The sequence below is a fragment of the Sulfitobacter sp. GN1-4 genome, from assembly GCF_055693825.1.
In genome coordinates, this window is sequence record NZ_JBVFUQ010000003.1 from 706993 (window position 1) to 721512 (window position 14520).

Here is a 14520-nt window from a genome sequence, read left to right on the forward strand (position 1 = left end):
GCCATTAGTCGATCTTGGCGTCCAGCTTCTTTGCCGTTGCAATCACCCAATTGGCCACATCCTCCATGTCCAGAGGTTTTGCCATCGTCTCGCTTGCGCCCATGTTGCGGACCAATTGACGGGGGAAAAGCCACCCTTCACTTCAAGCCCACCGGTAATCACCAGCACCGGCGCGCTGGGATCAATGTTCAGATCGTTAAAGGCGGTGCGTATTCTGCTCAGAAGCAGGATGCCGCCATCTGGCTGGAACTTATCATTCTCAACGACAAAGATGTCTGCGATCACAGCATCAATGGCAACGCTGGTCAGCAATTCCACCGCCTCCGTTGCGTTGTTCACACCAAAGGCGTCGTGGCCCAGTGCTTCGACCACATCCACTAACTCAGTGCGCAGCGGAAAATAGTCTTCCATCACAAGAATGTTCACATATCGCCCCTCTTCGCGGCCCAGCGGCGCTCCATAGCAGAGCGCATCGTGTCTGGGCGAAGCGGTTTGTTCACCACAACATCCTCCCCAAACTCACTGAGCCAAGCGTAAATTTCGGAATACCCAGTGAGTAAGATGAAGGGAATGTTCAATTTTTCAAGGAGTCTGGCGGTCGTTTCGCTGTCTTCGTTGCCCAGGTTCACATCCAGAATGGCGAAATCCGGCGGCGTGGCAGCGATCAAATCCGCCGCCGCGGCATTGCTGCGCGACAGCATGACGTCACCGATGCCGAGGTCCAGCAGCGTCTCTTCAAGCTGCGCTGCAATCAAAAAATTGTCCTCAAGCACCAGGACAGAAGCGATGCCAAGGCGATCGTCCTCTTCCAAGTCCGCCGCCTTCTCAGCCTCCGCCGTCTGAGCGACGACCATGTCAGCGACCAAGACGGTGGCTTGGGGCAGTGTCAGCGTAATCTCAGCGGTGTCGTCCCCAAACACCATCTCCGCCTTGCCTGTCAGTTGATGGCGGATGCCTTGCGTGATCAGGAATGTGCCAAACCCCGATGGCACCTCTGATGGCATCGAAGGAACGCCCGTCTCGCGCCAGCGCAGCACCAGGTGATCATCCTCAACTGCCCAGGTGACCGATACTTTGCCCGCCGCCGTGCTGAACCCGCCATACTTTGCGGCATTGGTGACAATCTCATGCAGCACCAGCACCAACAGCGTCGAAGCGCTGGGCAGAAGCCTCAGATCGGGGCCTTCAAACTCAATGACATGCGACCGAAACGGTGCGATTTCCAACTCAATCGCCGACCGCAGGTTGACGCCAGCATTATTGGCGGTCGCCAGCAGATCATGGGCCGTGGCCAAGGCCAGCAACCTACGCCTTAGGGTTTCGGCATATTCATCCACGTCTATATCTGCGGATTTCGACAGGGATGTGATGGATTGCATCATGTTCAAAATGTTGCGCACCCGGTGGTTCAGTTCTTGCACCATAAGCAACAGCCGGGTTTCATTCGCGTCCCGCTCCAATTCCTGATCCACGGATTGCTGCAAAGCCGTTTTCAGCGCCGCTGCCATCTGAATATCTTCCGGCTCCCAAGCGCGGCTGCGTCCGGCTGTCTGTTCTTCATAGATTTTGAAAGAGCTGCGTGGATGCAAGCGAGTGCCTTCGGTGGAACGTTCGATCTCCTTTTGGGGCGAGCCTGCCCACTGAATGGCTTCGTTTTCCTCGCGCCGGAACAGCCACAGGTGCGTATTCTCTTTTGCCGAAAGCTCAATCCGCAGGGCCCCCGCGATAGCACCTTGGCTTATCCCATCGCGCAGCAAACCATCCGCTGTCGCAACGCCCGGTGCCAAACCGTCACGCAACGCGTCTGCAAAAGGCGCAAGCCGATCCGCCGCCGGGCACAGCCCCGTTTCATTGCTTGTGTCGCCAACGGTCAGCAGGACACCATCACAGCGAAACAGCGGCATGATGTTATCTGTGCAGGCGCGCCAGCTTTGTTGCGTGTAAAACGTGCCTGCCTTTGCCTGTGTCTCGCGCTTTAGCCCTTCGACCATGGAACGGCAGTGGGCCACATTTTCCGTCAGCTCCTGTCTCAGAATGCCGTCGATACTGGTCGCAAGGGTTTTGCCCACCAGTTCAAACGTCACGCTCTCAGCAATCGAAAGCAGGCGGGCAGATCGGTGGTGGCAGGAAAACAGGCCCCACAGTGTGTTATCCGTGACAATCGGCAACACCAGCGACGCACCGACCCCCATGTTATTGAGGTATTGCAGATGCACAGGTGAGGTGCCGCGCAGCTCAAGCAGGGTCATGTCCACAGGCGCGGTTTGATCCGGGGCGGCCAGCAGGGGCACATCTGTCTGACTGGTGTCACCGATGATGCGGATGGGCTGATCCAGGCATATGGCACGGGCAACTTGCGGGATATCCTGGGCGGGGAACCTCAGTCCAACAAAGCTGTCCATGCTGGGCAGACGGCTTTCAGCCACCACCTCGCCTGAGCCATCGGGCCGAAACCGGTAGGCCATCACACGGTCATAGCCCACGATATTGCGCAAATCTCGCACCATCCGGTTCAACGCACGGTTCAGGGAAAGATCACGCGACTGACGCGACAAAAAGCCACCGCACACGGTCCAACCCGAAACCCAATACATCAGACGTACCCTGTGCGGGCACCAGCTCAAGCACCACCATTTCGTTCACGATCACGGCGGCTGCTTGAACCGGCTGTCCTTGAATTTCAAAGAGCCCCATAAACTCACGCTGCGCCCTGATCGACGGCAGGCTCAGCGTGTTGCGCAGCATGTGGGCGTCTTTGTCGGTCAGATGGTCTTTGAGCGGCGTTCCCAACCAAGCTGTGCTGGCACCCGGGATCAGATCGGCAACGTTCGCGGACAGATGCGTGATCGGCCCCAGCGTCAGGTCTGCGATCAACACAACGCCATGCGGCTGCACCCGGTCTGGCGTTCGGATCGGCTCATTCTCGCAAGTGGCCAGCGCCTCTTTTTCGGCCTTGGCATCAAGCATGATGCGCGTGCTTTGATAAAAAGACCTGCTGCAAATGCTCAAACATCTGTTGCGCGCCTATGATTATCGCCTCGCGGTCAGTGGTATGATTTTGCAGCGCATCTTTACACGCAGGCCAGCGGCTGCGACTGGTCGCAACAAGGTCGTCCAAATAGCGAGATGGCGCTTGGGCGATGTCCCCAATGCGGCGCAGCAACAGTTTGCCGCCCATGGCCGAACCTTCGAAAACATAGGCCACGCCAATGGCCTCTGCCGTTGTCATCTCTTGCAGGGGCAGCGGATTGCGTGGCGCAGACAGATCTTTGTCCAGCGCCCGCAACAAAGGGGCCGACACGGGCGTCATTCCAAGGGCCTGCGCGCCACGGTCATAGGCTTGCGCAAACTCCTGATGCACCTCGCGCATGGTGCCAAGCCAGCGGCGATAGCCCGTCAGATCCGCAAAAAAGCCGCCAGCCTCAACGACATTTTCCAGCTTCATGTGCATCGGCATACATTGCGCGCGCAAGGCGTCCCGAAGATGAAGCGAGGCACCCTCTGACGTGATCGGATCCAAGAGCGACATAGGGCTTCCTCAGCTAGGCGCGTGATCTCGCCCTTACGATAAAGACCTTGGCGTCAAGGTCAATTGAGTGACACACAATATGTCAACTTAAAGTTACATATTTGCGGTGCCTTGGGTGCCGCTCTGAGGCGGCTTTTCACAGGTTTGGGCAAGCCGGGTCTGCACAAACTATGTAATTGATGCATGTATAATGTTGTTCAAGCGTTCAAACAAGTAGGCGCGTTCAGGGATGTTGATTGCATCGCCTGGCGGACTGAAGGATATTCGGCCTTAGGTTCACCACATTATTTTCGCGTAGGAATGGATGCCCCCTAAGCCAAGCAGCACAAAGGCCGAGACGAAACAGCGCTCAAAGCGGATCACTGACAAGCGTGAGGCAAAACGGCGAGAGCTGGCTCAGGGCGCGGAGAGAGTATTCTGTGCGCGGGGGCTTGCCAATACCAGCTTGCGAGACATTGCCGAGGCCGAAGGTCACCCGCTGGGCACGTACCACTACTACTTTGGCAGTCGATTAGAGATTGTTATCTACTGCGTGCGTTTGCGAAGAGAAGAGTTTCTGGGCCAAATGCGCGAGATTGTTTTGGCACCGGGTGATTTCCCTGAAATTATTGAAATGCTTGCTCAAGGTATTTCGCAGGGCCTTATTGAGGAAGGTGATAAGCACAAACTCTGGTATGAGATCAGAAACCAATCCCTCTATGAGCCTGAGTTGCGGGTGCATACGGAAGAGTTTGAAGCCGAAAACCTGGTTCTTGCAAAGGTGCTGGGGCAGCGTTTCTTAGGTTGGACAGCCGAGGCTGCGGAAGAAAAGGTGCTGATTTGCCATGGTGCGGTTGATGGCCTGTTTGGATATTTCGCGCAAAACCCCCATAAAGTCCCGCCTTTGCCCGAGCTGTCTTCGATTTTTCGCAAGTTGTTGAAGGCCGTTTTCAGCGCGGATGATGATTAATACGCCAAACGAGGGGGTCAAAATCCCTGAGCTGCCCATTTTTTGTGGTCGTGTGAACAAATAAAATTTCCGCATCCCTCACACTTCAGTCATCTTGCGAATGACCTCAGGTGAAATGCTCTTCGGCCGCCCGTGACCCCACCCCAAGCACCTTCACTCAGCCATCTTTTTTGCCACGGCTCGCAAGGCCTGAAGCATCGCCTCACCGGCGGGCGAAAGCAGGTCTTCTTGACGGTAAGACACGCCGACAGGACCGGTGCCAAAGGGCAAGGTGATATCAACCTTACAAAGCGTTCCCGTGGCAAAATCCTGCGCCACAACATGTGCTGGCATCAGCCCGACATAGGTGTTGGATTGCAGCAGGCTGCGGTTGGTCAAATAGGAAACGGATTCCAACGTGAGGGGCGGGGTGTATTGGCCCTGTTTGAGGAAAAACTGGTCAACCTGGCGGCGCAGCGTGGTCTCCACCGGCGGCAAGATCCAGCCAAATTCGCGCAACGCGTCAAAGCTCACATCCCGTTTCTGCGCCAAGGGATGATCCTTCCCCACCACGACCTCAATCGGATCGTCAAAGAACTTTTCCTGCGTCAGTTTTGTGCGGTGCCGATGCGTGGGCAGCCGCCCGACCACCAGATCAATCTCACCGGACCGCAGTTCAGGCATCAACACCTCATTCGTCCCCTCAACCACCTTGATCGCAAGCCGGGGCCGCGCGGCCAGGACGTGATCAATGGCTGTCGGCAGCAGATTGGAAGAGGCCGCCAATAGCGTGCCAATCACCACGCGACCGCTGCTGCCTTCGTTCAGGTCATCCAGCTCCTGCGCGGCATTTGAAATCTGGGCAAAGATCAGTTTGCCATGGCGGATCAGCGCCTCACCAAACGGGGTGGGCACCACGCCGCGGTTGGTCCGTTCAAAAAGCTGCACCTCAAAATCCAGCTCAAGGTCTTTGATCATCTTGGTGGCGGACGGCTGCGACACATTTAATTCGCGCGCGGCGTATTGGATGTTGCCGTGTTTGCCCACCGCAACAAGCAAGCGCAGCTGCTTGAGTTTGAGGCGCGTCGTGACGCGGTCAACAATGCGGGCGTGACCAGATGCCAATGGGATATTCCTAAAATCGGATGGGACGGCTGCGTTCCAGGATCGTATCGACCACGCTCATGGCTGCCAAGGCGGAACTGCGCGGGTTGCCGGGCAGGGCGTTGCCGGCAATGCGGAATCTGAACTGGCCAAACGCGCCTTCCGCAATGACCTCATGAATGTTCTCTGTCACAGTCGGATCGGCGATCAACATCGCTTGCGTGCGGTCAAACCCGACCCCGGCCAGGGCCACTGCCGCCGCGACATTGGCGTTTTTGGGATAGGCCTGCGCGGCCTCTCGGGCTGATCCTTCGAAATGCACAAAGGCCTCAGTCGTAAGGGCATCCAGATCCACCTTTGCCTCAGCAGGTGAGCCTTTCCAGCCAGCAGGCGGCTTGCGCCCCACATAGCGCACCGTGGACAGCCCCCCGGTACGGGCAGAGCGCAGCGCATCCATTCCCCCGATGGCCCCGCTGGCAAGAACCAAGGCGCAATCACCGGCCCGTGCTGCCTGTCTCAGCGATGCCTCAAGCGCAGGATCTGCCAAAGCACCCAAGGACAGGCTCACCAAATCCCGACCTGACCGCAGAACATCCGCGCCGTAAGCCTGCAACGCGCCATGCCCCGCGCAATCGACAACCAGATCCAGATCACGGGGCAGATCCGCCACGCGGCTGACATAGGCCACACCAGCAGGTGCTGTGTCTTGCAACGCCCGCACCCGTTCGGCGCGCAGCAGAAACGCGGTCACATCATGCCCTTCGACCGCCAGCTTTTCGCAGACATAGCTGGCAATCGCGCCTTTGCCGATCATCCCTATTTTCATGGTGCCTCCTGATCTTGATCTGTTCATAGCTTACATCGAAACCGATTGGGTATTCATTTGGGGTATACCTGTTTTCGAAGTTTGGATTTGTGCTGGCCCAAAAAATCCGCAGGTATGGCACGGTCTGACGATACGCGCGCAGGAAAAGGACCGGTGGTATGGAATACAAGAAAAGCGAAGCGAAAGAATATGCCTTGGCCAACATGCAAGGCATCTGGGCGGCGGCGCTGAACCCGTTTCATGCGGATGGTCGCTTTGATGAAGCCGGGCTGCGCAAAAACATCGACCACTGGGTGGATGATCTCAAGATCCAGGGCCTCTTTGTGGCGGGCAAACAGGGTGAGTTCTGGTCGATGTCACTCGAGGAACGCAAACACAACATGACGATCGCAGCAGACGCCTGCAAAGGGCGCGCAGGAACGATCATGTCGATCTCTGATCAAAACGTTGATACCGTGCTAGAGCTGGGGCGGCATGCTCAGGATTGTGGTGCGGATTACGTTGTTGTTCACACCCCGATGCTCAGCTTTTGTCATGACCGCGATGAACTCCTCTACCGCTACTACGCGCATATCTGCGACAACCTCGATATAGGGATCGCGATGTGGTCTCATCCTGACTGCGGCTATCTGATGGAGCCTGAGACCTGCGCCAGAATTGCAGAGCTGCCCAACATCATGGGCATCAAATACTCTGTCCCGCGTGAGATGTATGTGCGCCTGACCCATATGGTGGGCGACAAGATCCACGTCTCAACGTCTTTGGAAGATGATTGGCTTGATAATATCGAAGAGCTGAACTGGAAGCTCTATCTTTGCTCTTCTCCGCCGTATCTGTTGCAAACCAAAAATGATCTGCGGATGCATCGCTATACCCAATTGGCCTTTGAGGGAAACTTTGCCGAAGCCCGAAAAGTCCGCGACAGCCTCAACCCCGTGCGCGACGCTATCAAAAGCGCCAAGCCCGGCGGCAAACCCACGGCGTTCAGCAAATATTGGCAAGACCTCTTGGGTCAGGTGGGCGGCAGCGTCCGTCACCCCATGCTTGAGCTGACAGAGGCGGAGAAAGCCGCGACGCGTGCCGCGTTTGAGGGCTGTGGCCTGACGCTTTGAGCGTTTGCGCTGCCGAAAATCCACGGCCGTCGCGCGGTCCGGCACCCTGCGCATCAAGATGTCTGCGTAAAACGCGCGCTACATCCCAATCAGCTTGGCCATCCGGTGCCCCAAATCCGTTTCCGCTGTGATGTCTTCAACAATGTCAAAATGATTGCGGCCCGCCACCTCCAACACCTCAGCGGTGCGGCCCGCACGCTGCAACAGCGCTGCAAACCGGCGGCTTTGCCGTTTGAACTCATCCGTTTCCTGCGCGCCCCAAGCCACAAGGGCGGGCGGGAAATGCCCAAGGTCTTGCAGGGCAGGGCTGTTGCGCAATGCAGCCTCTGTGTCCAACCCCACCGCGTCGTTGATGTAGGTTTCGATCAGCGGCTCCAACTCAAAAACGCCAGACAGCAGCACCACACCGGCAATTTGCCCCCCTTGGGCCAGACGCAAGGCAACCATCGCCGCCAACTGCGCCCCTGCTGAGCTGCCCGCCAGCACAATCCGGTCAGGATCAATGCCCAAGGCATCTGCCTTAGAAACCAAAAGCTGCACCGCGGCACAGCATTCATCCACGATGTCATCCAAAGTGGCCTCTGGGCACAGGGTGTAATCCACCGATGCATAGGCCATGCCGCGTGATAGTGCGCCCAAAGCGGGAAAAAACGCATCTTTCTTTGACAGTTGCTGCCAATACCCACCGTGTATGAACACCAAGATCGGCACCGGCCCGGCACCCGGCGGGCACACGACATCAACGGTATTGGCCGCTTTGCCACCATAGCGCAGCGTCTGCACATTTTCGCACGCCGCATAGGCCGCTTGGCTTTTGTCGGCATAGGCCTGAATGAACGGATCTATCGGACCCTCCAACGCTGAGCTGGGCGAATAAGCAACCGCGCGCGCGACAAGGTCCATATCGCGCCACAGAAGCGTCGGAAGATCCGCCGCCATCACGTGACCTGCGCACGCACCTGAAAGCGGTCTTCCTTCCAGGTCTCGTTCTTCAGGATGTCTTCCAAAATGCCCACGGCTTTTTGAATGTCAGCCTCATTGATGAACAGGGGCGTGATGCCAAACCGCATAATATCGGGGGCGCGGAAATCGCCGATCACACCTTGCGAAATCAGTGCCTGCATGCAGGCGTAGCCGTGTTCAAACTGAAAGGCGATGTGGCTCCCACGGGTCTGCGGATCCCGTGGGCTGGCCAAACGCACGCCGGGGCAACGCGCCTCAACCTCTTGCACGAAAAGCTCTGACAGCTCGATCGCCTTGGCGTGCAGGTCTTGCATGTCCACCTCATCCCAGACGTCCAATGCAGTCGACAAAAGGTTGAACGCCGCGATGGAGGGGGTGCCGATACGCATCCGGGTGATTTTACCCGGCACGGGGCTGTATTTGGTGTCAAACTCGAACGGGCTGGCATGGCCGTACCAGCCTGACAAAAACGGCTCTACTGTGTCCAGATGCTGGGGGGCGACATAGATGAAGGCGGGCGCGCCGGGGCCGCCATTGAGGTATTTGTACGTGCAGCCCACCGCGAAATCGACGTTCGATCCCGCCAGATCAACGGGGATGGCGCCCGCAGAATGGGCCAAATCCCACACCACAACCGCACCTTTCTGGTGCGCCTTTTCGGTGATGGCCTTCATGTCGTGCCGCCGTCCATTGCGGTAATCGACCTCCGTCAACATCACCACGGCCACCTCATCGGTGATGCTCATTGCGACGTCTTCTGGGTCCGGGATGCGCAGCTCATACCCATCGTCTTTCAGCCGCGTCAGCCCCTCAACCATATACAAATCACTGGGAAAATTGCCGTTATCTGACAGAATGATCTTGCGATCCGGCACCATGGCCAGCGCCGCTGACACCGCCTGAAAGACCTTGATGGATAGCGTGTCGCTGACAACGGTTGTGCCAGGGGCCGCCTCGATCAGCCGCGCGATCCGGTCGCCCAGATCGTTTGTCTGCATCCACCACCCCTTGGTGTTCCAGCCCTTGATCAATTCTGTGCGCCATTCGTTGGTCAAAAAGTCGGTCATTTTCTCAGGCGCAGCCTTGGGCATGGGGCCCAGCGAATTACCATTCAGATAGATCATCCCCTCAGGGATATCGAACATCTGGCGGGTTTTGGTGAAGTCGGTCATCGGGGGGTATCCTGTCTGGGGCCACCTGAACGGTTCGGGTGGCGGGGGCTTTGGGGGTTAATTGCGTGGGCTAAGTCCAATGGCCTGGGGCGCACCTTCCGCAGGCTCTGGAAATACCTGGGCAAAGAACTGAGACGCAAAGACGATATGCTCTGCCAACAGGCTCTGGGCGCGCGGCTGATCACGGTTCAGTGCGGCCTCCATCAACTGGGTGTGATGCGCAATGCCCAAGGACTGGGCCAACAGCTCTCTCAGGTCCGGGTTCTGGTCCAGACGGGCCAACAGCTGTGCGTTCATGGTGAACTGAAAAATCCGTTCCGTTTGCTCTGCGATTTGCCGTTGAAAACTGTGCAGCCACCGCGACGGGGCCGCGGCAAGCAGCGCGTCGTGAAAGCGCTGGTGTTTCAGCGACCAATCCGCATGGGCCTCCGGGGATGTGGTCTCAAAGGGCAGGTCTAATTTGGCCAGTTGGTAATGCGCCGCGACGATCTGGCTTTCCCAGGCGTCATCTCCTGCGGCGATGGCCTCCTCCAGCAGCGCGGTCTCAATCACCAGACGGCTGCGATCCAGATCTTTGATCTCTTCCACCGAAATCGCGGCAGAGCGAAAGCCGCAGTTCACCGCAGAGACGACAAGATGCTCGGATTCGAGCCGCCTGAGGGCTTCGCGCACCGGCGTGCTGCCAAACCCTGTGTCCTGCCCCAGGGTCTGAATGCGCAAAGGAACATCCGGGGCAATCTGCCCGGATATGATCTGCGCGCGCAGGTGGGCATAGGCCAGATCAGATTTCGTTGCCATGATTGGAACTTCTCAAAATCATATACGATTTTGCTAATCTTGCACGAAACGATCAGAAAGGAAAGCACAGGTCGCGAAATGCGGCCCATTTGGCAACGCGTGTATCGAGATCAATCGCTGTTTTGCCCCAAAGGTGCGGCGGCCTCTCAGCCCGGCAGCGCTTCGCGCAAGGCCTGCAACGGCCCGTAGTCTGACTTTTGCGGGGACCACACCAGCCAATAGGACCCGCGCACGGCAATTGCGGGGCGCAACACAGGTTCCAACCGGCCCTTGGCGATTTCATGTTGCGCAAGATAGTCCGGCAATAGGGCCACCCCCAGGCCGGCAATAGCCGCCTGGGTCATCATGGAAAACTGATCCATCACCATGCCGGCCCCGCTGAACGGCTCAAACCCCTGACCGTGAAACCAGTCTTCCCAAACCGTTGGGCGATTTTCCAGATAAAGCAGCGTCACCTGCATGAAATCCTGCTGCGTCGTCAGGGGATGCTGCTGGGCAAATTGTGGCGATACGCAGGCGGTCACGGTCTCATCCAGCAGTTTGATGCTTTGCGTGCCGGGCCAGGGCGTTTGGCCAAAACAAATCGCGGCATCAAAGCCCTCACTTTCCAGATCGAAGGGCGCGGTGCGGGTCGCCACATTCATCGAAATGCCGGGATGGTCGTTCATGAAGGTATTCAAACGCGGGGCAAGCCAACGTGTTGCAAAGGTCGGCAGCACCGCCAGAGACAAGGTGCCGCCCGACGGGTTGGTGACGACATTCATCGTGGCCCGCATGATGCTGTCCAGCGCACGCGACACATCGCAGTGATACGCCTTGGCCGCCGGTGTTGGCACCAGGCGGCGACGCTCACGCAGAAAAAGCGACATGCCAATCTGCGTCTCCAGTGACAGGATCAAACGGCTGACATTGCTCTGCGTCAGATCAAGCTCTTCAGCGGCCGCAGTGACAGACTTTTGGCGCATCACAGCATCAAACGCCATAAGGTGTTTCATGGATGGCAGAAAGCGTCTTGGCCGCACGCGAAGATCTCCACTCAACCTAGAATAATAGTTCACAACAGGTACACAATCACTGGCTGATAAGGTCTGTTGAACTCTTTCATTTCGCCGCGTGAAAAGCACCCGTCATCCACGCTGATTTCACCAAATGAAATGTTTCCTGATCGCAGAACACCCGCCTGAAAGCGGACTGCGACAGCCCGTAACGCCTCTGCTCAAAAGCACATCTGGCCTGTTCTCTTCACTCCTCAAGCACAAAGGCAGCCCAAACAGGACCGCCTTTGCAAGGCTCTGGATCACCACCAAACAATGGCTAGACCAGAGCAAGGGAAAACCAGGGTATCCATGTCACCACCAACAACACCCCTACAATCAGGATAATGAACGGAATGACAGCGCGCACAGCTGTGCCAAAGGACACGCCAAAGGCCGTCATCGCGACAATGATGTTCAACCCCATCGGCGGCGTCAAAAAACCGATCTCAAGGTTCATGATCATCACAATGCCCAAATGCACCGGATCCAGACCATAGGTTTCGCCAATGATGTTCAAGATGGGTGACAGGATCAGGATGGCGCTGCCGGCATCCATGAAACAGCCCACAATCAAAAGCAGCAGGTTGAACCGGATCAAAAAGCCCGCGCGCGTTTCAACATGGGTGCTCAGCCATTCCGCCACCAACTGTGGAAAACCATCGGCAATCAGAAACTTGTTCAGACCCAGCGCCAGGGCAAGCACGGGAAAAAGCGTGCCCAGGAGCGCCGTAGTTTTGATGGCCACGGTGGCAAAGTCGCGCGCAGACATTTCACGGTGCACCAAAACTTCGACCAGAACCGCGTAAAACAGCGCAACAGCCGCGGATTCAGTGGCGGTAAAATAGCCCGAAAATATCCCCGCCAGCAGGATCACTGGCATCATCATCGCCAAGAACCCTTCGCGAAAGGCCTCGCGGATTTCGGCCCAGTCCCAGGGCGTGCCGGTATGATGACGGTTCATCACCAAGGCATAGGTGGCCAGCACGCTGGTCAGCAGCAGCCCAGGCAAAATGCCCGCGCGGAACATGTCCGTGATCGAGGTCTCCGTCGACACGCCATAAAGGATCATCGGGATAGAGGGTGGAATGATGATGCCCAGCGTGCCTGACGACATCAGCAAACCCAGCGCGAACTTTTTCTCATACCCCTGCTGCAGGAGGGCCGGAAACAACACCGTGCCAACCGCCAACATCGTCACCGGCGATGAGCCTGAGATCGCCGCAAAGACGGCACAGGACACAATGGCCGCTACCGCCAGGCCGCCGGGCAGGGGGGCTGTCAGCACGCGGATGATGCGGATCAGCTTTGCGGCAATAGTGCCGCGCGTCATCACGCCGCCACACAGAATAAACAGCGGGATCGGCAGCAGGATTTCATTGTCGATGGCGTTCCAGATGTCTTCGACAATCCAGGTGTAGGACCCGCCCCCGTGCCAGACCTGCAGATAGCCCAGCACCACCAGCAAGATTACAGCGATGTTCTGCCGAAGCAGCAACAGAGCCGTGACCAGAAGCAAAATAACAACAAGCGCTGACATCAAAACAGCCCCGCACTTTTGGGCGTCAGCGCTGGGTTGATGGCATAGATCAACTGCCTCAGCCCATTGCTGCAAAACGCATAGGGCATCACGATCTGGATCACCCAAAGCGGCCAATCCAGCACCGGTGCCGCCTGATTGAACTCAAAGCTTTCGCGGACATAAAGGAAACTGATCCAAGCCGCCGCCAGATAGATCCCGGCGGTCACCAAGGGCGTGATGCGCGCCATCGCGCCCTCAAACGCCTGAGGGATTGCGCGGTCAGCAAAAGAGGGGCGCAGATGCATGCCTGCGTCCGTGGCCAGACCAATTCCAAGAAAACCAGCAACAGCAGCACAGAAAACCGCAAACTTTGTCGATCCCCAGATGCTACTGGCCAACAGCTCGCGCGCGAAAACATCCGACAGCACCGCCGCCGCCGCCATCAAAAAGGCGGCGGCGGCGATGGTGCCTTCGAAACCTCGAAGGATTTTAGAAGACGATGAAGCATGTCCTTGGACGGAACCAGATCAGCCCGCACAGGCGGATTTGGCGTCCATGATCATGCCCCAGACAGCCTCTGCATGCTCACCTGAATCGGCAACAAGCGCTGGCCAGGACTGCACCATGATGTCGCGCAGCTTCGCCCGCTCTTGGGCGGGCATCTCCGCCACAACACCGCCCGCATCGGTCAGCTTTTTGCTCAGCGCAGCCTCAACACCGCGCAAGGTCGCGCGCTGCTGGGGGGAGGCCACAACAGATGTCGCCAGCGCCTCTTGATCGGCCTCAGACAGCTTGTCAAAGCTGCGTTTGGACACAATCGTCAGGGTCGGCAAATAGACGTGATCGGTCTTGGTGATCACCGGGGCCAGCTTGCCCGCCCCTGTGATAACCCCAAAGGTCAGGCTCAGTTCAGCTGCATCAACCAGCCCGGTTTGCAGCGCTGAGTTGATCTCAGTCACTGGCAGGACAACGCCATTCGCGCCCACGGACTTAAAGCCGCCCACGGACCCCTTTGACGGGGCCACCCGGATCTTCAGCGCCTCAAGATCCGCTGCAGTTGTGATCGGCTGGGATGCAAAAACGCGCTGGTATCCCGCCTCGCCCCAACCGATGTTCACCAGCCCGCGTTCCTCAAAGAAGGGCTGCAGGGTTTTGACAAGATGGTTGTCGAGCGCGCATTCAGCCTCTTCGATGCTGTCCCACAAAAAGGGTGCGGCAAGCAGGCCCAATTCGGGCACCACGATTGACGTCGCCGTCAGTGAAAAGCCACCCATGTCAATGCGCCCACGGGCAACCTGTTGAATGGCGGTGGCCTCATCGCCCAACTGAGAGTTAAGGAACGGTTTGACCGCCAGCTTTCCATCGGTCTTTGCCGCAGCGGCCTGGACAAGGGCGTCAACCATTTTGGCCCAGGGTGAATTGGCGGGGGCTGCGGTGGCGTATTTCAACTCCGTCGCGCCAACAGCGCTTGCAACGCTCAGCCCCACTGTCACAGCCGTCGCGACGGCAAACTTCTTAATCTTCATTGTTTC

15 protein-coding genes and 1 pseudogene are annotated in these 14520 nt (G+C 57.6%); 3 read left to right on the forward strand and 13 right to left on the reverse strand.

Annotated features, from left to right (window positions below):
• Positions 1–42 precede the first annotated feature (42 nt).
• The 4 genes from ACZ1HM_RS04055 to ACZ1HM_RS04070 are packed head-to-tail and all read right to left on the reverse strand — an operon-like array spanning position 43 to position 3529.
• Positions 43–426, reverse strand: a complete 384-nt coding sequence (locus ACZ1HM_RS04055) for a hypothetical protein (RefSeq protein ID WP_472741376.1) — start codon at positions 424–426, stop codon at positions 43–45.
• Positions 423–2594, reverse strand: a complete 2172-nt coding sequence (locus ACZ1HM_RS04060; RefSeq protein WP_472741378.1) for an HWE histidine kinase domain-containing protein — start codon at positions 2592–2594, stop codon at positions 423–425. Before ACZ1HM_RS04060 ends, ACZ1HM_RS04055 begins: the two co-directional genes overlap by 4 nt.
• On the reverse strand, positions 2536–2967 hold the full coding sequence (locus ACZ1HM_RS04065) for a hypothetical protein (protein WP_472741380.1): 432 nt from the start codon (positions 2965–2967) through the stop codon (positions 2536–2538). The genes ACZ1HM_RS04060 and ACZ1HM_RS04065 overlap by 59 nt, the downstream gene beginning before the upstream one ends.
• Positions 2960–3529 carry a biliverdin-producing heme oxygenase gene (locus ACZ1HM_RS04070; RefSeq protein ID WP_472741382.1) on the reverse strand — a complete coding sequence of 190 codons (570 nt, stop codon included), beginning with the start codon at positions 3527–3529 and terminating at the stop codon, positions 2960–2962. Before ACZ1HM_RS04070 ends, ACZ1HM_RS04065 begins: the two co-directional genes overlap by 8 nt.
• A 304-nt stretch (positions 3530–3833) precedes the next feature.
• Between ACZ1HM_RS04070 and ACZ1HM_RS04075 the strand changes: the two are divergent.
• Positions 3834–4040: pseudogene (locus ACZ1HM_RS04075) on the forward strand (TetR/AcrR family transcriptional regulator); the annotation flags it as partial.
• Positions 4041–4094: 54 nt separating this feature from the next.
• Positions 4095–4478, forward strand: coding sequence for a TetR family transcriptional regulator C-terminal domain-containing protein (locus ACZ1HM_RS04080; RefSeq protein ID WP_472744681.1), 384 nt, complete (start codon positions 4095–4097; stop codon positions 4476–4478).
• A gap of 153 nt (positions 4479–4631) precedes the next feature.
• Here ACZ1HM_RS04080 and ACZ1HM_RS04085 read toward each other — a convergent pair whose 3' ends face one another.
• On the reverse strand, positions 4632–5582 hold the full coding sequence (locus tag ACZ1HM_RS04085) for a LysR substrate-binding domain-containing protein (protein WP_472741384.1): 951 nt from the start codon (positions 5580–5582) through the stop codon (positions 4632–4634).
• 10 nt (positions 5583–5592) lie between these two features.
• Positions 5593–6387, reverse strand: a complete 795-nt coding sequence (locus ACZ1HM_RS04090) for an aspartate dehydrogenase (RefSeq protein ID WP_472741386.1) — start codon at positions 6385–6387, stop codon at positions 5593–5595.
• Between the two features lie 158 nt (positions 6388–6545).
• Here ACZ1HM_RS04090 and ACZ1HM_RS04095 point away from each other — a divergent pair, with 158 nt between their 5' ends.
• Complete coding sequence (locus tag ACZ1HM_RS04095; protein ID WP_472741387.1) at positions 6546–7499, forward strand: dihydrodipicolinate synthase family protein; 954 nt, start codon at positions 6546–6548, stop codon at positions 7497–7499.
• Between the two features lie 78 nt (positions 7500–7577).
• Here ACZ1HM_RS04095 and ACZ1HM_RS04100 read toward each other — a convergent pair whose 3' ends face one another.
• The 7 genes from ACZ1HM_RS04100 to ACZ1HM_RS04130 all read right to left on the reverse strand — a co-directional run bounded on the left by ACZ1HM_RS04100 (position 7578) and on the right by ACZ1HM_RS04130 (position 14514).
• Complete coding sequence (locus ACZ1HM_RS04100) at positions 7578–8438, reverse strand: alpha/beta hydrolase (RefSeq protein ID WP_472741388.1); 861 nt, start codon at positions 8436–8438, stop codon at positions 7578–7580.
• Positions 8438–9634 carry a kynureninase gene (gene kynU / locus ACZ1HM_RS04105; RefSeq protein WP_472741390.1) on the reverse strand — a complete coding sequence of 399 codons (1197 nt, stop codon included), beginning with the start codon at positions 9632–9634 and terminating at the stop codon, positions 8438–8440. Before kynU ends, ACZ1HM_RS04100 begins: the two co-directional genes overlap by 1 nt.
• A 57-nt stretch (positions 9635–9691) precedes the next feature.
• Positions 9692–10432: a GntR family transcriptional regulator gene (locus ACZ1HM_RS04110; protein ID WP_472741392.1), complete on the reverse strand. Its 741-nt coding sequence runs from the start codon at positions 10430–10432 to the stop codon at positions 9692–9694.
• Between the two features lie 146 nt (positions 10433–10578).
• Positions 10579–11415 (reverse strand): LysR family transcriptional regulator, encoded by an 837-nt coding sequence (locus ACZ1HM_RS04115; RefSeq protein ID WP_472741394.1) that lies wholly within the window; start codon positions 11413–11415, stop codon positions 10579–10581.
• A gap of 331 nt (positions 11416–11746) precedes the next feature.
• On the reverse strand, positions 11747–13006 hold the full coding sequence (locus ACZ1HM_RS04120; protein ID WP_472741396.1) for a TRAP transporter large permease: 1260 nt from the start codon (positions 13004–13006) through the stop codon (positions 11747–11749).
• Complete coding sequence (locus ACZ1HM_RS04125) at positions 13006–13431, reverse strand: TRAP transporter small permease (protein WP_472741398.1); 426 nt, start codon at positions 13429–13431, stop codon at positions 13006–13008. The genes ACZ1HM_RS04120 and ACZ1HM_RS04125 overlap by 1 nt, the downstream gene beginning before the upstream one ends.
• Positions 13432–13515: 84 nt before the next feature.
• Complete coding sequence (locus ACZ1HM_RS04130) at positions 13516–14514, reverse strand: TRAP transporter substrate-binding protein (protein WP_472741400.1); 999 nt, start codon at positions 14512–14514, stop codon at positions 13516–13518.
• Between the last annotated feature and the right edge of the window lie 6 nt (positions 14515–14520).

Bases quoted from the DNA above. Each gene is read 5' to 3' on its own strand.
- ACZ1HM_RS04120 (WP_472741396.1), bottom strand. From the start codon at position 13,006: ATGTCAGCGCTTGTTGTTATTTTGCTTCTGGTCACGGCTCTGTTGCTG.
- ACZ1HM_RS04125 (WP_472741398.1), bottom strand. From the start codon at position 13,431: ATGGCGGCGGCGGCGGTGCTGTCGGATGTTTTCGCGCGCGAGCTGTTG.
- ACZ1HM_RS04070 (WP_472741382.1), bottom strand. From the start codon at position 3,529: ATGTCGCTCTTGGATCCGATCACGTCAGAGGGTGCCTCGCTTCATCTT.
- ACZ1HM_RS04065 (WP_472741380.1), bottom strand. From the start codon at position 2,967: ATGCTTGATGCCAAGGCCGAAAAAGAGGCGCTGGCCACTTGCGAGAAT.
- ACZ1HM_RS04115 (WP_472741394.1), bottom strand. From the start codon at position 11,415: ATGGCGTTTGATGCTGTGATGCGCCAAAAGTCTGTCACTGCGGCCGCT.
- ACZ1HM_RS04060 (WP_472741378.1), bottom strand. From the start codon at position 2,594: ATGTATTGGGTTTCGGGTTGGACCGTGTGCGGTGGCTTTTTGTCGCGT.
- ACZ1HM_RS04090 (WP_472741386.1), bottom strand. From the start codon at position 6,387: ATGAAAATAGGGATGATCGGCAAAGGCGCGATTGCCAGCTATGTCTGC.
- ACZ1HM_RS04095 (WP_472741387.1), top strand. From the start codon at position 6,546: ATGGAATACAAGAAAAGCGAAGCGAAAGAATATGCCTTGGCCAACATG.
- ACZ1HM_RS04100 (WP_472741388.1), bottom strand. From the start codon at position 8,438: ATGGCGGCGGATCTTCCGACGCTTCTGTGGCGCGATATGGACCTTGTC.
- ACZ1HM_RS04080 (WP_472744681.1), top strand. From the start codon at position 4,095: ATGCGCGAGATTGTTTTGGCACCGGGTGATTTCCCTGAAATTATTGAA.
- ACZ1HM_RS04110 (WP_472741392.1), bottom strand. From the start codon at position 10,432: ATGGCAACGAAATCTGATCTGGCCTATGCCCACCTGCGCGCGCAGATC.
- ACZ1HM_RS04130 (WP_472741400.1), bottom strand. From the start codon at position 14,514: ATGAAGATTAAGAAGTTTGCCGTCGCGACGGCTGTGACAGTGGGGCTG.
- kynU (WP_472741390.1), bottom strand. From the start codon at position 9,634: ATGACCGACTTCACCAAAACCCGCCAGATGTTCGATATCCCTGAGGGG.